Source organism: Xanthomonas sp. CPBF 426 (genome assembly GCF_903989465.1).
Classification (GTDB): Bacteria; Pseudomonadota; Gammaproteobacteria; order Xanthomonadales; family Xanthomonadaceae; genus Xanthomonas; species Xanthomonas euroxanthea.
The window spans coordinates 751,376-770,894 of record NZ_LR861805.1; the positions used below are offsets into that span (position 1 = coordinate 751,376).

The window sequence follows — 19,519 nt, forward strand, 5'->3', positions numbered from 1 at the left end:
GCACGGCAAGTGCACCGGGCCGAGCAGCGAAGCCTTGCGACATTCAGATGCCAGCGGATCGGCCGGCGGGCACGGCGACCGCGCGCTGACCAGCCATCAAGCAGGCCCGGCCGCACATGCTCAAGTTGCCCGTCGCTTCGCCGTTACCTGGGGCGACCTACCTTGCCCAGACCTGACCTGCCGACCACGCCATGACTGTCCTGTTGCCGCCCGTGCCCGTTCCCGCCGACGACGCCTTGCGCGTGGAGGCGGTACGTCGGTTGGGGGTGCTGGACACCGAGCCGGAGGCCGAGTTCGACGATATCGCCTGGCTGGCTGCACACATCACCGGCGCCCCGATGGCGCTGGTGTCGCTGCTGGACGCCGACCGCCAGTGGTTCAAGGCACGTTGCGGCACCGATCTGGAAGGCACCCCGCGCGCCATGTCGTTCTGTTCCTATACGGTGATGGGGACCGAGCTGCTGGAAGTGCCCGATGCCGTGGCCGATGCGCGTTTTGCGCGCAACCCGCTGGTCACCGCCGCGCCAGGGGTGCGCTCGTATGTGGGCGTGCCGCTGATCGGCCGCGAAGGCTATGCCTACGGCACCCTGTGTACGCTCAGCACCCAGTCGCGCCTGCTCGACGAGAGCCAGAAGCAAGGCCTGATCCGTCTGGCGCGTCAGGCGGTCAGCCAACTGGAGGCGCGCCGCGACCGGCTGGCCGCGCAAGCGCAGCGGCAGACCCTGAGCCGCCTGCTGGAAGCCATGCCCGATGGCGTGGTGTCCTGCGACAGCGACGGGCTGCTGCATGAGTTCAACCACGCCGCGCGGCAATGGCACGGCACCGATCCGCGCCTGTTGCCGCCGTCGCAATGGGCGCAGCACTTCGACCTCTACACTGCCGACGGCAGTGCGCTGCTGCCCACCGAGGCCATTCCGCTGGTGCGCGCCTGGGCCGGCGAGCACGTGCGCAATGCCGAGATGGTGATCCGCTCCACCGGCCAGCCGGCACGCAGCGTGCTGTGCAATGCCGATCCGGTGGTCAGCGACCAGGGCGTTGCCCTGGGTGCCGTGTGCGTGATGCATGACATCACCCAACTGCGCGATGCCTCGGCTGCCTTGGCGGGCGAGCGCGCACGCCTGCAGTCGCTGGTGGACGCTTCGCAGGATGTGGCGATCATCGCGTTCGACCCGAACGGGCGCATCGAATTGTTCAATCCCGGTGCCGAACGCCTGCTGGGCTACGCGGCGGACGAGGTGGTGGGCAGCTGCCCGGCGCAGTTCCATCTGCCGGCCGAGCTGGAGCGGCACATGGCCACGCTGGCGTTGTCGCCGCCGTCCTACCTCAAGCTGGCTGCCGCCGCCGCCGGCGATCAGCTGGAAGAAGAAATCTGGACCCTGGTGCGAAAAGACGGCGGATTGCGGCGCGTACGGCTGTGCTTCAACATCATCCACGACGCGCAGCAGGGGGTGTCCGGCTACCTGGCCATGGCCATCGACGTCACCGCCGAGCTGCAGGCGCAGGCCGCCGCGCAGCTGGCGGCGGAACACTTCAGGGGGGCGTTCGAAACCGCCCCGCAGGGCATGGCGATCGTCTCGCTGGACGGCGCCTGGCGTGACGTCAACCCGTCGCTGTGCAGCATCCTGGGATATCCGCGCGAGCAGTTGTTGCGCACCACCTTCCAGACCATCACGCATCCGGACGACCTGGATGTGGACCTGCGCCTGGTGGAAGAGCTGATCGACGGCAAACGCGACAACTACAGCCTGGCCAAGCGCTACATCAGCCAGCAGGGCGCGCTGATCTGGGCGCAGCTGTCGGTGTCGCTGGTGCGCGACAGCAGCGGCGCGCCGGTGCATTTCGTCTCGCAGATCCAGGACGTCACCGAACGCCATGTCGCCGCCGAACGCCTGGCCGAAAGCGAAGCGCGGCTGCGTGCGATCAGCGATGCCACGCCCACCCTGGTGGGGCACTACGATGCCGCCCAGCGCTGCCTGTTCGCCAACCAGGCGCATCGCGACTGGCTCGGCGTGGAGCCGGCCAGCCTGGTCGGCTGCACGATCACCCAGGTGCTGGGCGAGGACCTCGGTGCGGACGCGCGCGCTGCGCTGGCGCAGGTGAGCGCCGGGCAACGGGCCAGCTTCGAACACGTCCTGCGTGGCGGCGCGACACCGCGCGATGTGGAAATCACCCTGGTGCCGGAAATGCAGGGCACGGCGACGCAGGCACAGGGATTTTTCCTGATGGCGCACGATGTCACTGCGCACAAGTCCCTGCACCGGCTGATGCACGAACGCGCCACCCGCGATGCCCTGACCGGCCTGCCGAATCGCCACGCCTGGTCCGAGGCGCTGCAGGTCGCGGTGACCCAGGCGCAACAGCAGCAGTGCGCGGTCGCGGTGATGTTCCTGGACCTGGACGGCTTCAAACGCATCAACGACGTCCATGGCCACCGTGCCGGCGACGCAGTGCTGGTCGCCTTCGGCCGCTGCCTGCAGCAGGCCGCAGGCAGCCGCTATCTGGTGGCACGCCTGGCCGGCGACGAGTTCGTGGTGTTGCTGGACGACCTGCAGGATCCGCAGACCGAATGCGCCGCAATGGCAGAACGGATTCGCACCGCGGCCGCAGCGGGCGCCGTGTTCGGGGAGCAGCATCTGCCGATCCACCCAAGCATCGGCGTCGCCTGGCAACACGGCCAGCACGCCGACGCTGCCAGCCTGATGCATGCGGCAGACGAAGCGATGTACGCCGCCAAACGCGCCCGCTGCGGCAACGCCACCACCCCCACCGGACGCGACGCCTCGCGCTGACGCAATGCATCCAGCACTATTGCCTTCTCCCCCTCCGGGAAAAGGTGCCCGCAGGGCGGATGAGGGCACGGCCGACCCGCAAAGCTGCATCAACCACGAACACTCCCTTCTCCCTCTGGGAGAAGGTGCCCGAAGGGCGGATGAGGGCATGCCCTGCCCATAAAGTCGCGTCAATCAGAAATGCGCGTTGCACGGATCGATGTGGCGCTGGCAATGCAATCGCATCGATCGATGGTCACTGTCCGCGGCGTTGAAGCTCTAGATCCCTGTCGTGTTTAGAGGCGATAACCGTATGGATGCGTCGATTGCACAGCGGCTGATCTGCGGCCTGGCTGCACGGCCCTTGCCCGCCCACCGTCGCGGGACACGCTGCAAGTACGTCCCTGTCAGCTCCTAGGCGGCACCCACGCCGCGTAAGGTCCCGCGACGGCGGGCAGACAAGGACCGGTCAAGAGGGTCGGTGCACATGGTTACGAGCAGGACAAGGCACGCGTTGTCCTGCTCACTGCGCCCCCGATCCGCCGCCCCCGATCCGCTGCTCCCAGGCAGGCGCACCAGTGCCGTGCCTGCCGTTTCTTCCCGCCGCGCAAAACGCGGGCGATCACCCCATCGATCAAGCCGCCTGCACGACCGAGCGTCGTTGCGGCAGCGCAGCCTGCTGCGGCACCAGGCGGAACACTGCCACGGCGCGCGTCAGATCCGCCGCCTGATCTTCCATGCTGCGTGCCGCGGCGGTGGCTTCTTCCACCAGCGCCGCGTTCTGCTGGGTCATTTCATCCAGCTGCATCACCGTGGTGCTGACCTGCTCGATGCCGGCGCTTTGCTCGGTGCTGGCGGCGGTGATCTCGGCCATGATGTCGGTCACCCGCTTCACCGAGCTGACCACCTCGGTCATCGTGCTGCCGGCCTGCTGCACCAGGTCCGAGCCCTGCGCCACTTTTTCCACCGAATCGGAGATCAGCTGCTTGATCTCCTTGGCGGCGCCGGCCGAACGCTGCGCCAGTGCGCGCACTTCGGTGGCCACCACCGCAAATCCGCGGCCCTGCTCACCGGCGCGTGCCGCTTCCACCGCCGCGTTCAGGGCCAGGATATTGGTCTGGAACGCGATGCCGTCGATCACCCCGATGATGTCGGAGATGCGCGCCGACGATTGCGTGATCGCCTGCATGGTGGTGACCACTTCCTGCACCACGCGCCCACCGCTCTCGGCCACCTCGCCGGTGCCCTTGACCAGCTGATTGGCCTGGCGCGCGTTGTCGGCGTTCTGGCGCACGGTGGAGGTGAGTTCTTCCATCGACGCGGCGGTTTCTTCCAGGTTCGCGGCCTGATGCTCGGTACGCGTGGACAGGTCGGCATTGCCACTGGCGATCTCGCCGGCGGCGGTGTTGATCATCTCGGCCGAGTGCTGGATGCCCTGCACGATGGTGGTCAGCTGGATCGCGGTGCGGTTGGCCGCATTGGCCAGGCGGCCGAATGCGCCCTCGTAATGCGATTCCACCCGCTGCGACAGGTCGCCATCGGCAATCGCGGCCATGATGCGGCCGACATCATCCAGGCCTGCATCGGCCTGCTGCATCAGCCGGTTCAAGGCCTGCACCATCTCGGCGAACGCGAACTGGTAGCGCGCCTGCTCGCCGCGTGCGGAGAAGTCGCCGCGCGCGGCCGCATCGGCCAGGCGTGCGATGTCGCTGTTGATCGCCGACAGATTGCCCTTCACCGTATCCAGCGCCTCATGCAGCGCCGCGCGCTGGCCGGGCAGGCGGCGCATGTCGCGGCGCAGATCGCCACGGCCATACTCGCCCATCAGGTCCATCGCCTCGTTGATGGCATCCAGATGCTCGAATACCACCGTGTTCACGCCGTGCGCCAGGGTGCCGTAATCGCCGGGGAAATCCTCCGGAATGCGGTGCGCGATGTTCTCGCCCTGCTGCAGCCGGATCATGGTCTGCATCTCGCCGTTGAAGCGCTGCAACTGGGTCTGCATCTGCTGCATGCTGTGCATCAGCTGGCCGGTCTCGTCGCGCGACTCGACCCGGATATCGTTATCGAAGCGGCCCGAGGCAATCGCCTCGGCGGTGCGCGATGCTGCGCGCAGCGGTGCGGCCATCGCCGAGGCGATCAACCAGCACAGGCCGATCACCATGGCCACCAGCGCGCCGCCGATCAAGGTCAGGGTGCGGGTGAAGCCCCAGGCCTGCACCTGGATGTCCTCGGCGTACACGCCCATCACCAGCACCCAGTTCCAGGCCGGAAAGGTCTTGGCATAGCTGATCTTGGGCAGCTGTTCCTGCTTGCCGGGCTTGGGCGCATCGTAGTAACTGAAGCCGTCGCCGCGCTCGATCGCGGTCTTGATGTCACGATAGACGTACTGCCCGGCATCGCTCTTGTAGTCGCTCATGTCGGTGCCGACGGCGCGCTTGGGATGCATCAGGATGCGCATCTGCGGGTCGACGATGAAGAAGTAGTCCACGCCGTCGTTGGTGCGCATGTCCGCCAGCGTGGTGCGCGCAGCTTCCTTGGCCTGTTCGACCGTCAGTTCGCCGGCCTTGGCCTTGTCGGCATAGTGCTGCATCACGGTCAGGCCCATCTCCACCTCGGTCTTGACGCTGAGCTTGCGCGCCTCGATCAGGTCCAGATACTGCAGGCGTGCCGCTGCCACTGCCAGCAGGATCACGCCCACCGTCAACAAGCTGCACAGCAGGACGAACTTGCGGGTGAGCGGGAGATTGGCAACGTGACGACGCAACAGGGACACGACAGGCATGGCAACGAGATCCAGAACGCGCACACGGCGCTATGTCATGGATAGCGGCTGATTCGCATGCGGGTTGAATGCTAATTGCGGCAGCGTTCGCTTGCGACAGCTGCAATGTAGGAGCGCCCCCGGGCGCGATGGGGCGTTATCGATAACGCCCCATCGCGCCCGGGGGCGCTCCTACAAGGTCATGGGCATCGATCCAGCGATCGATGGGTGACGCGACATTGGTGACTTGCAGACTGTCGGCAGCGTGCAAGCGACGGCGGGCACGCACTGCGTGCCCGCCGCAGTGCATCAGCCTGCCGCGCAGAAGCCGAACTCGGCCGTCGCACCGGCCGCCAGGGTGCGGTTGAAGTCCACGCCGCTGGCCTTGAGCGTGCTGCCGCTCTGCGACCAGGTGACGTTCCAGGCATTGTTGACGGTGCCGGTGACCGGCAGCGAGATCGCCCAGGTGCCGCTGGCGGTGCCGGTATTGGTGACCTGCACGCGATTGCAGTAGCCGCCGTTCCACTGGCTGTCCACGCTCACCTTGGTGCTGAAGCTGCCGCTGGGTGTCGGCGTCGGTGTCGGTGTCGGTGTTGGCGTGGGAGTCGGAGTCGGAGTCGGAGTCGGTGCGGGCGTCGGCGTGGTGCTGCTCAGCGTGCCCCACAGCGTCCGCAGCAGCGCCATCTTGTCTTCGCGCACGCTGGTCCAGTCGTCGCGCAGGATGCCGCCGGTGTCGCCGCTGTTGGGATTCCACGACCAGTAGAAGCCTTCGTTGATGCCCTTGCTGCGCAGGTACTGCACCAGCGCGTCCTGCCAGACTTTGTCGCGCGCATCACCCTCGCCGTACTTGCCGCCGAATTCGCCCAGCAGCAGCGCATACGTGCCGGCGAACTGGCCGAAGTGACGGTCCCAGATCGCAGGCATGTTGTTGGGGAACGTGCTGTCGTTGAAGTACGCCTGCGCGTACACGTCCGGCCCGTACACATGCGGTGCCAGCAGCAGCCGGTTGGCCGGAATGTTCAACGGGGTGCAGGCCAGCGGCTGCAGATTGCCGCCCCAGAAGATGCCGCCATTGGTCGAGCAGACCGGATTGTCGGTGATGCCTTCCACCGCGATGATCCATTTGGGCGCCACCGCCAGTACCGCGGCCGAACCGCGCTCGGCGGCTTTGTTCCAGTCGGTGGCCGCGTTGCCGGTGCCCCAGGTCGCGGCACCGTGCGGTTCGTTCTTCAGGTCCAGGCCGATCACGCTGGGCACGTTCTTGTAGCGGTTGGCGACAAAGCGCAGATCGTCCAGCCACTGCGCTTCGGAATACGAGCCGGTGTACCAGAGCTCGGAGATGGCAGCGCAGTCGGGGGTGTGGTGATCCAGCAGCACGTACATGCCGCGTGCGTTGAATTCGTTGATCACCTTGTCCAGGATCTGCAGCGAGCTCAGACCCTGCAGATCGGCATTGAGGCTGTAGTCGATGCTGGTCGGCATCGTGCTGCTGCGCAGGGTGGCCGGGCAGAACGGCAGACGCACGGCGTTGAAGCCCAGGCCCTGCATCTGGTTGATCATGTCCTTCCAGTTGCGTGCCCACAGGCCATGCATGACATGGTTGCCGGTCTCGAAACCGAACACGTTGACGCCCTTGAGCTGGACCACCTTGCCGCTGTCGTCGACGATCTTGTTGTTGCTGATGGAGTAGCTGAAGGCCGGTGCGGCGGCGAGCGCCAGCGCCGTGGCCAGTGCGAGCGTACGTGCAGTCCTGAAGATGGACATGGTGGTCTCCCTAGCGAACCCGGCTCGACACCCGAACCCGGTGAGGGGGGCATCTTGGTCCGCGGCTGCGCCGTTTGGCGTGATCCGGCCCACAGAAAGGCGCATTGCCGCACCGATCACACGCCGGCTGCGGGCCGGTTCGCTTTCGCGCACACTATCGCCGTTGTGGCCTGTCCGCAGGCTGTCCTTTCTGTCCCCGGAGTGTCTTCCAATGTCTTTCTTGCGTGCCGAACTGGCGCAATGGCGCGCCTCGCCTGCGCGCGAACTGATGGCCGGTGCGGTCGCCACCTTTGCGCTGATTCCCGAAGTGATCGCCTTTGCGTTCGTTGCCGGTGTCGACCCGCAGGTGGGGCTGTTCGCGTCGTTCGTGATCGGGATCGTCATCGCGTTCTTCGGCGGGCGCCCGGCGATGATTTCCGCCGCGGCCGGGTCGGTGGCCCTGGTGGCCGCACCGCTGGTGGCCGCACACGGCTTGCCCTATCTGCTGGCGGCCGGGCTGCTGGCCGGTGCGGTGCAGATCCTGTTCGGCCTGTTGCGGCTGGGCGTGCTGATGCGCTTTGTCAGCAGCTCGGTGCGCACCGGCTTCGTCAACGCGTTGGCGGTGCTGATCTTTGCCGCGCAGCTGCCGCATCTGCAGCACGCCAACCTGGCCACCTGGGGCATGTTGGCGTTGGGCCTGCTCATCATCTACGGCCTGCCACGGCTGCCGCTGCCGGGCGTGTCGGCGATTCCGTCGCCGTTGCTGTGCATCCTGGTGCTGACGCTGCTGGGCTCGGCCCTGCATCTGCCGCTGGAGACGGTGGCCGACCTGGGCAAGCTGCCCGACGCGCTGCCATTCCTGCAATGGCCGGCGGTGCCGCTGACGCTGGAGACCTTGCGCATCATCGCCTTGCCGGCGCTGGCCATCGCGATGGTGGGGCTGCTCGAATCGCTGATGACCGCACGCGTGGTGGACGAACTCACCGACACTCCGAGCAACAAGAACCGCGAGTGCACCGGGCTGGGCCTGGCCAACACCGCTGCCAGTCTGTTCGGCGGCATCGCCGGCTGCGGCATGATCGGGCAAACCGTGGGCAACGTGAAGTACGGCGGGCGTGGCCGTCTTTCGACCCTGTTCGCCGGCGTGTTCCTGCTGATCCTGATGGTGCTGCTCAAGCCATGGGTCTCGCAGGTACCGGTGATCGCCTTGGTGGCGATCATGGTGATGGTCTCGGCCGAGACCTTCGACTGGCGTTCGCTGCGCACCGTGGTCACCCATCCGCGCACCTCCAGCGTGGTGATGCTGGCCACCGTGGCGGTGACCCTGGCCACCCGCAACCTGGCCGCCGGCGTGGCGGTGGGTGTGGTGCTGAGCGGTGTGTTCTTCACCTTCAAGGTGGCCGGGCTGCTGCAGATCACGCACAGCGACGGCGACGATGGCGTGCGCACCTACCACGTGCGCGGGCAGGTGTTCTTCGCCTCGGCCGACGTGTTCATCGACGCCTTCGACGCGCGCCAGGTGCCTGGTCGTGCGGTGGTGATCGATGTCAGCCGCGCGCATTTCTGGGACATCACCGCGGTGGCGGCGCTGGACAAGGTGGTACAGCGGCTGCGCCACCATGGGCTGGAGGTCCAGGTCAAAGGCCTGAATGCCGGCAGCCGGCGGCTGATGCAGGCGCACGCGCTGGGCGACGATGCGCTGGAGTCCGCATTGCCCTAAGCGGCGCAGGGATGCAGGCCTGTCGCGCGCCTGCACATCCGTGTACGCCGGCTGGCCGTGCGCGGCGGCGGCCGGCGGGCAGACTCAAGTTCGCGCGCGCAGCGCCGATGAACCGGCATCGAGATTGCCGGTAACCCGCCGTGATGCCAGTGCGTTCCAGTCCGAGAGGTGTGCCCGCGTGCCGTGACCGGCGCTGCGGGCCTGCGTCCGCCCGCGGGATGGCGCGGCAATGACCACGGCACCGTTGCTGGAGCGCATGGTGGACCTGACCGCCATCCGCGACGCCGATCTGCTCGATCTGAGCCTGTTGCGCACCATGCGCGAGGTCTGCGCGTCCGAGGAGCTGTCGTTGCTGCGCATCGCCCCGGATGGCCGCACCATGGCCGAGACGCGGCTGCGCGAGGATGGCCGGCTGTCGCTGACGGTGGCCGACATCCACGACGCGCACCTGCGCACGCAGTTGGCCGACCTGCACGGGCCGGGCGATGTGGTGCAGTTGCAGCAGGACGGCCGCGCGTTGCTGGTGTATCCGATGATGGAAGCACGCGGGATCCGCACCTGCCTGCGCGTGGGCGGCACGCGCGCACCCGGCGCCGCCGAGCAGGTGATGCTGCAGGGCTTCGCACGTTTCTTCCAGAATTACCGCAGCCTGCTCGACGATGCCCAGCGCGATGCGTTGACCGGCCTGCGCAATCGCAAGACCTTCGACGATGTGATCCTGCGCCTGTTCTCCGGTGGCGCGGATGCAGCGGCCAGCGAAGGCGTGTGGCTGGGGATCGTGGACATCGACCACTTCAAGCGCGTCAACGACGGCTTCGGCCATCTGTATGGCGACGAGGTGCTGCTGCTGGTGGCCCAGTTGATGCAGCGCTGCTTCCGTCAGGACGACCTGCTGTTCCGCTTCGGTGGCGAAGAGTTTGTGATCGTGTTGCGCGGAGTGGATCGCGACACGGCGGTGGCGTTGTTCGAGCGCTTCCGTGTGGCGGTGGCCGAGCATGTATTTCCGCAGGTCGGCAAGGTCACGCTCAGCGCCGGCATCGTCGAGCTGACCGACGGCCGGCTGATCAGCCAGTTGCTCGACGAGGCCGACAAGGCGCTGTACTGGGCAAAGCAGCATGGCCGCAACCGCGCCGAGGTCTACGCCGAACTGGTGGCCAGCGGGCAGATGCGCCAGGTTGCCCAGCAGGTCGGCAGCGTCGACCTGTTCTGAGACGCATCGGCGTTCGCCGGCGGCAGCGCTGCAGTGTCGGCCGCCGCGGCATGCGGCGGCTGGACGCCACCCGGCGCCATGACACGCCCGCACAGCGCAGGCCGCGCGTCGGTGGCAGCATCGTCGCATGGCATCGCCACCTGGCCATGTCGATCAGTGCTGCGTCGCTGCCACTGCACGTCGCCGCGCGCATCGGTTGCCGCCGTGCACACCCGATCGAACGCCGCAGTGGCTACACTCCAGGGCTGTTCGGACACTACCTGGGTGCTGCAGTGAAGCGAGTTGTTACCAAACGCGTTGCAATGGGAATGTTGGCGATGGCGGTCTCGACCGCACTGATGGCGGCCACGCCGACCTTCGATGGCGCGCGCATCTCGCGCGACGTCAAGGAGCTGGCCTCCGATGCCTACGAAGGCCGCGGCCCGGCCACTGCCGGCGAAGAAAAGACCATCGCCTACCTGAGCAAGCAGTTCGCCGCTGCCGGCCTGCAGCCGGGCGGCGATCTGCGCGACGGCAAGCGCGCCTGGACCCAGGCGGTGCCGCTGCGCCGCGCCGATATCGTCGGCACCCCAACCATCGCCCTGCAGCATGCCGGCAAGCCGCAGGCGCTGACCCAGGGCAAGCAGATCGCCATCCGCGCCGCGCTGGACGGCTCGTCCAAGGTCGACATCGCCAACGCACCGCTGGTGTTCGTCGGCTACGGCGTCAAGGCGCCGGAGCGCGACTGGGACGACTTCAAGGGCGTGGACCTGAAAGGCAAGATCGCGGTGGTGCTGATCAACGACCCGGATTTCGAAACCGGCAAGGGCGCCTTCGACGGCGCCGGCATGACCTACTACGGCCGCTGGACCTACAAGTACGAAGAAGGCGCACGCCAGGGCGCGCTCGGCGTGCTGGTGGTGCACGAAACCGCGCCCGCCTCCTACGGCTGGGACACGGTGGCCAGCTCCAACACCAACACCATGTTCGATGTGGTGCGCGACAACCCGCGCGCGGCGCATCCCACCCTGGAAGGCTGGATCCAGCGCGACCTGGCCGCCGACCTGTTCAAGCAGGCCGGGCTGGATTTCGATGCCTTGAAGAAGCAGGCGCAGACGCGCGGCTTCAAGCCGGTCGAACTCAAGGGCCAGGGGTTGAGCGCCAGCTACCAGGTCAAATCCGATGTGATCACCTCGCACAACGTGGTGGCGCGGCTGGATGGCAGCACGCATCCGGATGAAACGCTGATCTACAGCGCGCATTGGGACCACATCGGCGTGGGCAAGCCGGACGCACGCGGCGACACCATCTTCAACGGCGCGCTGGACAACGCCAGCGGCACGGCCGCACTGCTGGAACTGGCGCGCGGCTTTGCCGCCGGCCCCAAGCCGCAGCGCTCGGTGGTGTTCCTGGCCGTCACCGCCGAAGAAAAGGGCCTGCTGGGCTCGGAGTTCTACGCCTCCAAGCCGCTGTATCCGCTGGACACCACGGTGGCGGTGATCAACATGGACGGTATGAGCCCGTTCGTGCCGTCGCGCGATTTCGGCATCTACGGCACCGCAAAACTCCAGTTGCTCGATCAGCTCAAGACCGTCGCCGGCCAGTGGAAGCTGCGCTACACGCCCGATCCCAAGCCGCAGGCAGGGTACTTCTTCCGCTCGGATCATTTCTCCTTTGCCAAGCGTGGCGTGCCTGCGCTGTCGTATGCGGCCGGGCAGGATTGGGAAGTGGGCGGCGTGGCCGCAGGCAAGGCCGCCTCCGACGACTACACCGCCAAGCGCTATCACCAGCAGGGCGATGAGTGGAAGCCGGACTGGACCTTCGCCGGTGCCGCGCGTGACCTGGGCGTGCTGTACGCGCTGGGCCAGCAGCTGGCCGATTCGCGCCAGTGGCCGAACTGGAGCAACGATTCGGAATTCCGCGCCACCCGCGATGCCAGCGAGGCGGCGCGCAAGTAGGACGGCTGACGCGGCGACGGCGCTTCCATCAGCGGCGTCGCTGTTGCCCGATGCGGCGTGTGCCCCGTGTGCATGCCGCCATCCGGCTCAAGCCACGTGCCCGGTGCTCGGGGGTCTTGTCAGTTGCTTCAAGGCGGTGAGCCTGCGGTTGTCCAGGCAGCCCTGGGTGCCATGCCTGCGTCGTTTTGCAAAGCGGCTGACAAGTGGCCTGGTTCTCAGGCCAATGCCAGCGCATCGGCGTGCGGTGAGGGCGCCAGAGCGGCGGAGCCGCGGGTTGGCTGCCGGGCCCTTGCCCGCCCACCATCGCAGGACACGCCGCAAGTACGTCCTTGTAGGCTCTGGCGCGGCATCCATGCCGCTCAAGGTCCCGCGACGGTGGGCGGGCAAGGACCAGTCGAGATGGCGGTGTGCGTGGTGCAAGCAGGGCATGGGGTGCGTTGTTCGAATCACGTTGCGTCCGATCAGTTCCTCGCGCAAGCCGAGCGGCAGACAGGCCTCCAACACGCGACCTGCAAATGTCTCGTCTGCTCACCGCATGTCGAGCAACACGTTTTCAAGAAAACAGCCGGTCAACTCTCTGGTGCGGTGTCCTCGCCGTTTGCGGGACCGTGTGGCGGCATGGAGGCCGCCACCGAGCCCCCAGGGATGGGTTCACGGCGTGTCCCGCGAGCGGTGAGGGCGCCGCGCCCTCGACTCGCCAGGCGTTTGACCTGAGCTTCTGACTGCCTCAAAGCGCGGCACCGACTCGAAAAGCCCGGTCATCGTGAAGCGATCAGTGAGTGCGGAACGCACCTTCCGTGACCAGAACCAAGGTCGGCGCGGGCCTATAGCGCTGATTTCGAGACCCCCCTGACGCGCGCCTGCCGTCGCAATCCGGTCAGCGTCATCGCCGCGATCGCCAGCGCCGGCAGGCTGGCGCTACAACCGATTGCGCCTCCTGGCACATCTATTGCATTTGTCTGACACGACAGCGTGGTTTGACGCCCGTGACGGCACGCGTGCCAGACTGCAATCTGTTGGGGTAGCGTTCGGTCGCTGCGGCGTAGTCTGCCGCGCGGTCCTCGTCAGGTGGGGCGAAGACTGCAGCGCGGCCTTCGTTTCCTTTAACGGTCGATTCTTTAAGATGAGCCGCGGCGTCATCGTCGCAGCCAGGAGAGCTTGTGCATCGGAGTGGTCTTAGAGCTGCTAATTCTGCGACGTGGTCGCGCACCGCCGGGCCTGCCCGGACCAGGGTGCATGCGACGGCGGCGCCACGCGTAGCGGGTAGGGATCTTCCGCTTCAGCCCACACTGCCGCGATCGTGCGGCGGGCAGCCTTGATGGACGGCACAGTGACTCTTTCCCCCGCACCAACCGATCTTCCCCCCGTTTCCGCCCTCGACGCCGGTCAGCCCACGCTGCCACCGGAAGCACCGCTGGCCATGCCCGAGCAATCCCTGCGCGAAGGCCGCCTGCAGGTGCCGCATCAGCGCACCGCGCCGGTCGGCATCGGCCTGCGGCGTTTCTATCTGATTGGCGGCACCGTCGCCACCACTGCGGTGGCGGTCTGGGTGATGCTGAGCGTGCTGTGGCCCGATGGCCTGAGCGTGCTGGAAGGCTGCCTGCTCGGCCTGTTCGTGCTGCTGTTTGCCTGGATCGCGATGTCCTTCGCCAGCGCGGTGGCCGGCTTCGTCACCGTGGTGGCGCGCGCCGGACGCAAGCTCGGCATCGACCCGGACGCTCCGCTGCCGACCCTGCACACGCGCACCGCGTTGCTGATGCCGACCTATAACGAGGACCCGCGCCGGCTGCTCGCCGGCCTGCAGGCGATCTACGAATCGGTGGCCGAGACCGGCCAGCTGGAGCATTTCGACTTCTTCGTGCTCAGCGACACCACCCGCGAACACATCGGCGCTGCCGAGGAACTGGTCTACAACGAGCTGTGCGATCGCGTCGGCGGACACGGGCGCATCTTCTACCGTCGCCGCGCCGACAATGCCGCGCGCAAGGCCGGCAATGTCGCCGACTGGGTGCGCCGTTTCGGCGGCAACTACCCGCAGATGCTGATCCTGGACGCCGACAGCGTGATGACCGGCGACACCATCGTGCGGCTGGTCGCCGGCATGGAAAACAATCCGGACGTGGGCCTGATCCAGACCCTGCCGGCGGTGGTCAACGGGCAGACCCTGTTCGCCCGCATGCAGCAGTTCGGCGGGCGCGTGTACGGGCCGATCATCGCCTTCGGCGTGGCCTGGTGGCACGGTGCCGAGAGCAATTACTGGGGCCACAACGCCATCATCCGCACCCAGGCCTTTGCCGACCACGCCGGGCTGCCGTCGCTGCGCGGGCGCAAGCCGTTCGGCGGCCATGTGCTCAGCCACGATTTCGTCGAAGCAGCGCTGATGCGGCGCGGCGGCTGGGCCATGCACATGGTGCCCTACCTGCAGGGCAGCTACGAAGAAGGCCCGCCCACGCTGACCGACCTGTTGATCCGCGACCGCCGCTGGTGCCAGGGCAACCTGCAGCATGCCAAGGTGGTCGGCGCCAAGGGCCTGCACTGGATCAGCCGCATGCACATGCTGATCGGCATCGGGCATTACTTCACCGCGCCGATGTGGGGCCTGCTGATGCTGATCGGCATCGGCATTCCGCTGGCCGGTGGCGGCATCGATCTGGCCGGCGACCTGCCGTTCTCGCCTGCCCGCTACTGGCATGGCAGCAGCCAGGGCAATGCGATCTGGATCTTTGTCTGCACCATGTTCGTGCTGCTGGCGCCCAAGTTACTCGGCTACATCGCGTTGCTGCTCAACCCGCGCGAGCTGCGTGCCTGCGGCGGCGCGATCCGCGCGCTGCTGAGCATCCTGCTGGAAACCGTGCTGGCGGCCCTGATGGCGCCGGTGGTGATGTACCTGCAGTCGCGCGGCGTGTTCGAAGTGCTGGCCGGCAAGGATTCGGGGTGGGATGCGCAGGTGCGCGACGACGGCAAGCTGTCGTGGCCGGCGCTGTTGCGCAGCTACGGCGGGCTGACCGTGTTCGGCCTGTTCATGGGGGCGGTGGCCTATACGGTATCGCCGTCGCTGGCGGCCTGGATGGCGCCGGTGATCGTGGGCATGGCGGTGTCGATCCCGGTGGTGGCGTTGACCTCGTTGCGTCGCACCGGCCTAGGCCTGCGCCGCGCCGGCATCTTCTGCATTCCCGAAGAGCTCGATCCGCCCAAGGTGCTGGTGCGAGCGGCCGAGCTGCGCCGCGCCGCCGCGCTGGAGCCGTCGCTGATCTGAGCGCCTGCCGGGCGCATGGCGGTATGGCCATGCGCAGCGTGAGCTACCCGCCTGTCCTGCCAGGCAGGCCGCGACAGTGGCGACCCGGGTCACGCGCATGTCGCTTGGCCGCTCCGTGAGCGGCCCGGCCGATGGCGCAAGGCATAATGCCCAGCCCGCAAGCGGAGCTGGATGATGCTGGAAGTGATCGAACGCGAGACCGGACCGAACCCGCAATGGACTGTGCTGTGGCTGCACGGCCTGGGCGCCGATGGCAGTGACTTCGCCCCGATGGTGCCGGAGCTGGTGCGCCCGCAGTGGCCGGCGCTGCGTTTCGTGTTTCCGCATGCGCCGGTCCGCCCGATCACCATCAACAACGGCGTGCGCATGCGCGGCTGGTACGACATCGTCGGCGTGGATTTCGCCACGCGTGCCGACAAGGCCGGCATCGCCGAATCGGTGGCCCAGGTCGAGGCGTTGATCGCCCATGAGCAATCCCGCGGCATTGCCCCTGAGCGCCTGTTGCTGGCCGGGTTCTCGCAAGGCGGCGCGGTGACCCTGGCGGTCGGGCTGCAGCGCCGCGTGCCGCTGGCCGGGTTGATCGCCCTGTCCACCTACCTGCCGGACCCGGCGGCGGCCGCCAGCCAGCTGCAGCCGGCCGCCGCCCGCCAACCGGTGTTCATGGCCCACGGCACGGCCGATCCGGTGGTGCCGTTCGGCGCCGGCCAGGCCAGTATGCAGACCCTGCGCACGCTCGGGTTCGAGCTGGACTGGCACACCTACCCGATGGGCCACCAGGTCTGCCTGGAAGAGATCGAGGCCTTGCGCAACTGGATGCAGGCGCGCTTCACCGCCGCCTGAGGTCATGGCCCAGCACGCGCCCCAGATCGCCTGGATGCCGGACCTGTGCCGGCTGCCACGGTTGGGCGCCATGCTGGGCCTGGCCGAACTGGTGGTGCTGGTGGTGACCCTGGTGCCCGACGCCGGTGCGGCGCGCACTATCACCGTGTCGCGCTTTGTCTCGGCCAGCGGCCTGGCGCTGTGGCTGGCGCTGGCGGTCAGCGTGCTGCTGTGCGTGCTGCGGCCTTCATTGTCGCGGCTGCCGCCACGCGTGGGCGCGCTGGCCGCGCTGTCGATCGCCGCGGTGGTGGCCATGCTCGGTGCCGGCATCGTGCATGCCCTGTATGCGGCGCTCGACCAGGCCCCGCTTGGCCCCCTGGTCGGCTTCTGGCGCTTCACCCTGGGCAGTGCGGCGACCGTGGTGCTGATTACCGCGCTGGCGCTGCGCTACTTCTACGTCAGCGACCGTTGGGAAGCACAGGTGCAGGCCAATGCGCGTGCCCAGGCCGATGCCTTGCAGGCGCGCATCCGCCCGCATTTCCTGTTCAACAGCATGAATCTCATCGCCAGCCTGTTGCGCCGCGACCCGGTGGTGGCCGAGCAGGCGGTGCTGGATCTGTCGGACCTGTTCCGCGCCGCGCTCGGTGCCGGCGAAGGCGTGTCCAGCTTGCGCGCCGAATGCGAACTGGCCGAGCGCTATCTGGCGATCGAATCACTGCGCCTGGGCGAACGCTTGCAGGTGCGCTGGCATCGGCAGGAGCCGTTGCCATGGGAGCTGCCGATGCCGCGCCTGGTGCTGCAGCCGCTGGTGGAAAACGCCGTGCTGCATGGCGTCTCGCGCATGCCCGAGGGCGGCACGCTGTACCTGTCGCTGCGCCAGCGCGACAACCAGTTGCAGATCCGTATCGTCAATCCCGCCCCGCAGCCGGGCACCCAGTTGCCGCTGGTGGCCGGTGCCGGCCACGCCCAGGCCAGCATCTCGCACCGGCTGGCATTCCAGTTCGGTGCCGGGGCACGGATGGCGGCCAGCTGGGCCGAGGGCTACTATGCGTGTGAGATCACATTGCCGCTGCCGTGACGGGGGAGTCGCTGCAGCGAAGGGGGATGTCCATGACGGCCACGCAAGTGCGGGTGCTGATCGCCGATGACGAGCCACTGGCGCGCGAGCGCCTGCGCATGCTGCTGGGTGAACATCCGCACGTCGAGGTGATCGGCGAGGCCGAAAACGGCCAGCAGGTGCTCCAGCAGTGCCACCACCTGCATCCGGATCTGGTGCTGCTGGACATCGCCATGCCCGGCGTCGACGGCCTGGAAACCGCGCGCCTGCTGCGCCAGAACCAGCCGCAGCCGGCGGTGGTGTTCTGCACCGCCTACGACCAGCATGCGCTGTCGGCCTTCGATGCCGCCGCGCTGGATTACCTGATGAAACCGGTGCGCCCCGAACGCCTGGCCGCCGCGCTGGAAAAGGTGGCCACCTTTCTGGCTGGGCGTGCGCCCAGCGCCGCGCCGCCGCGCACGCACCTGTGCGCACGCCTGCGCGGCAGCCTGCGGCTGATCGCCATCGGCGATATCCGCTACCTGCAGGCCGAGGAAAAATACGTCATCGTCCACCACAGCCGTGGCGAGGACCTGATCGAAGAGTCGCTCAAATCGCTGGAAGACGAGTTTGCCGATCGCCTGGTACGCATCCACCGCAACTGCCTGGTCGCGCGCGACGAACTGGTGGAGCTGCGCCGCAGCGGCGATGGCCAGGTGCATGCGGTGCTGCGCAACGTGCCGCACCCCCTGGAAGTGAGCCGCCGCTGCGTGGCCAGCCTGCGCGAGCAGTTGCGCTAGCGCGCGGCATGCCGGGTGTGGCCGGGTCATTGGCCGTGGGCGGCACGGTGCTGCGGGCGCCGGCGTGCTGCCCAGGTAGGAGTTCCGCGCCCGGTCCGTGATAATGGCCCGATGACCACGCTCCGCATCGCTACCCGTAAGAGCCCGCTCGCCCTTTGGCAGAGCGAACACGTCGCCACTGCGCTGCGCCAGCACCACCCGGGGCTGGAGGTCGCGCTGGTGCCGATGAGCACCCGTGGCGATGAAGTGCTGGACCGCTCGCTGGCCGCGATCGGCGGCAAGGGTCTGTTCCTGAAGGAGCTGGAGCTGGCGATGTTGCGCGGCGAGGCCGATTGCGCGGTGCATTCGCTCAAGGACGTGCCGATGGAGCTGGACGCGCCCTTCGTGCTGCCGGCGATCATGGAGCGCGGCGATGCGGCCGATGCGCTGGTGTCCAACCTCTACGCCACCTTGCAGGCGCTGCCGCTGGGCGCGCGCGTGGGTACGTCCTCCCTGCGGCGTCAGGCGCAGTTGCGCGCCGCGCGCCCGGATCTGGAATTGATCGACCTGCGTGGCAACGTCAACACCCGCCTGGCCAAGCTCGACAACGGCGGTTACGACGCCATCGTGCTGGCCTGCGCCGGCCTGCAGCGGCTGGGCCTGGATGCACGCATCACCGCGCGCCTGGACGTCCCCGACTGGTTGCCGGCGCCGGCCCAGGGCGCGGTGGCGGTGGAATGCCGTGGTGACGATGCGCGCATCCACGGCCTGCTGGCGGTGCTGGATGCCGGCCGCACGCGCGCCTGCGTGGAAGCGGAGCGGGCAATGAATCGCGCGCTGCACGGCAGCTGCCACGTACCGGTGGCGGCATTCGCGCGTTGGGAGGGGCAGGGCCTGTTCCTGCAGGGCATGGTCGGCAGCGCCAGCGACGGACGCCTGATCCACGCCGAGGCGCACGGCAGCGCCGACGACACCGAGGCACTGGGCCGCCTGGTCGCACAAGGCCTGTTCGACAAGGGCGCCGCGCAGCTGCTGGCAGAGCTGTAACCACGCCGCCGCGTCACCTGTACCTGTAACGCAGTCGGCATCGAGATGGCGGCAGGTGCAAGTCCAGCCCTCGCCGCCAAGCAAGCAATACCCGCCCTCATGCGACGCCCGCTCTCGTAGGAGCGGCCCCGGCCGCGAGAGGCTTTACCGGGAAAGCCCTTCGCGGCCAGGTCCGCTCCTACAGGGCGCGGTTGCGGATTCGAACGTGGGACCGATCGACCGCCGCGTCGCGGCCTGTCCGCCAAAGCCGCCGCTCTTCGTAGGAGCAGCTCTTCGTAGGAGCGGCCCCGGCCGCGAGAGGCTCTACCGGGAAAGCCCTTCGCGGCCAGGTCCTCTCCTACAGGGCGCGGCTGCGTATTCGAACGTGGGGCGATCGACCGCCGCGTCGCGGCCTGTCCGCCAAAGGCACCGCTCTTCGTAGGAGCGGCCCCGGCCGCGAG

The 19,519-nt window shown here is 67.9% G+C and carries 10 protein-coding genes and 1 pseudogene; 9 read left to right on the forward strand and 2 right to left on the reverse strand.

The features are described 5' to 3' along the window. The first annotated feature begins 116 nt into the window (after positions 1-116). Positions 117-2,789: pseudogene (locus tag H7A87_RS03170) on the forward strand (PAS domain S-box protein). Positions 2,790-3,402: 613 nt separating this feature from the next. On the opposite strand, the gene H7A87_RS03175 reads toward H7A87_RS03170, so the two are convergent. Both H7A87_RS03175 and H7A87_RS03180 read right to left on the reverse strand, forming a co-directional pair. Further along, a complete protein-coding gene (locus tag H7A87_RS03175; RefSeq protein WP_180496982.1) occupies positions 3,403-5,535 on the reverse strand; it encodes a methyl-accepting chemotaxis protein in 2,133 nt (710 codons plus the stop codon). 306 nt (positions 5,536-5,841) lie between these two features. After that, positions 5,842-7,296: a glycoside hydrolase family 5 protein gene (locus H7A87_RS03180; RefSeq protein ID WP_115675969.1), complete on the reverse strand. Its 1,455-nt coding sequence runs from the start codon at positions 7,294-7,296 to the stop codon at positions 5,842-5,844. A 211-nt stretch (positions 7,297-7,507) separates the two neighbouring features. Here H7A87_RS03180 and H7A87_RS03185 point away from each other — a divergent pair, with 211 nt between their 5' ends. The 8 genes from H7A87_RS03185 (at position 7,508) to hemC (ending at position 19,079) form a co-directional block, all read left to right on the forward strand. Continuing rightward, entirely contained in the window at positions 7,508-8,995 is a 1,488-nt protein-coding gene (locus H7A87_RS03185) for a SulP family inorganic anion transporter (protein WP_119129544.1), read from the forward strand. Between the two features lie 229 nt (positions 8,996-9,224). Beyond that, entirely contained in the window at positions 9,225-10,205 is a 981-nt protein-coding gene (locus H7A87_RS03190) for a GGDEF domain-containing protein (protein WP_164738999.1), read from the forward strand. Between the two features lie 308 nt (positions 10,206-10,513). Next, positions 10,514-12,142: a M28 family metallopeptidase gene (locus tag H7A87_RS03195; protein ID WP_104583826.1), complete on the forward strand. Its 1,629-nt coding sequence runs from the start codon at positions 10,514-10,516 to the stop codon at positions 12,140-12,142. 1,318 nt (positions 12,143-13,460) lie between these two features. Continuing rightward, positions 13,461-15,398: a glucans biosynthesis glucosyltransferase MdoH gene (gene mdoH, locus H7A87_RS03200; protein WP_119129545.1), complete on the forward strand. Its 1,938-nt coding sequence runs from the start codon at positions 13,461-13,463 to the stop codon at positions 15,396-15,398. Between the two features lie 171 nt (positions 15,399-15,569). Continuing rightward, positions 15,570-16,238, forward strand: a complete 669-nt coding sequence (locus H7A87_RS03205; RefSeq protein ID WP_104649246.1) for an alpha/beta hydrolase — start codon at positions 15,570-15,572, stop codon at positions 16,236-16,238. 4 nt (positions 16,239-16,242) lie between these two features. Next, complete coding sequence (locus tag H7A87_RS03210) at positions 16,243-17,295, forward strand: sensor histidine kinase (RefSeq protein ID WP_104583743.1); 1,053 nt, start codon at positions 16,243-16,245, stop codon at positions 17,293-17,295. Positions 17,296-17,327: 32 nt separating this feature from the next. Then, complete coding sequence (locus tag H7A87_RS03215) at positions 17,328-18,053, forward strand: LytTR family DNA-binding domain-containing protein (protein ID WP_166767620.1); 726 nt, start codon at positions 17,328-17,330, stop codon at positions 18,051-18,053. A gap of 111 nt (positions 18,054-18,164) precedes the next feature. Further along, a complete protein-coding gene (hemC, locus tag H7A87_RS03220; protein ID WP_119129546.1) occupies positions 18,165-19,079 on the forward strand; it encodes a hydroxymethylbilane synthase in 915 nt (304 codons plus the stop codon). The last annotated feature ends 440 nt before the right edge of the window (positions 19,080-19,519 follow it).

Bases quoted from the DNA above. Each gene is read 5' to 3' on its own strand.
- H7A87_RS03190 (WP_164738999.1), top strand. From the start codon at position 9,225: ATGACCACGGCACCGTTGCTGGAGCGCATGGTGGACCTGACCGCCATC.
- H7A87_RS03185 (WP_119129544.1), top strand. From the start codon at position 7,508: ATGTCTTTCTTGCGTGCCGAACTGGCGCAATGGCGCGCCTCGCCTGCG.
- H7A87_RS03205 (WP_104649246.1), top strand. From the start codon at position 15,570: ATGATGCTGGAAGTGATCGAACGCGAGACCGGACCGAACCCGCAATGG.
- H7A87_RS03195 (WP_104583826.1), top strand. From the start codon at position 10,514: ATGTTGGCGATGGCGGTCTCGACCGCACTGATGGCGGCCACGCCGACC.
- H7A87_RS03180 (WP_115675969.1), bottom strand. From the start codon at position 7,296: ATGTCCATCTTCAGGACTGCACGTACGCTCGCACTGGCCACGGCGCTG.
- mdoH (WP_119129545.1), top strand. From the start codon at position 13,461: ATGGACGGCACAGTGACTCTTTCCCCCGCACCAACCGATCTTCCCCCC.
- H7A87_RS03210 (WP_104583743.1), top strand. From the start codon at position 16,243: ATGGCCCAGCACGCGCCCCAGATCGCCTGGATGCCGGACCTGTGCCGG.
- H7A87_RS03215 (WP_166767620.1), top strand. From the start codon at position 17,328: ATGACGGCCACGCAAGTGCGGGTGCTGATCGCCGATGACGAGCCACTG.
- hemC (WP_119129546.1), top strand. From the start codon at position 18,165: ATGACCACGCTCCGCATCGCTACCCGTAAGAGCCCGCTCGCCCTTTGG.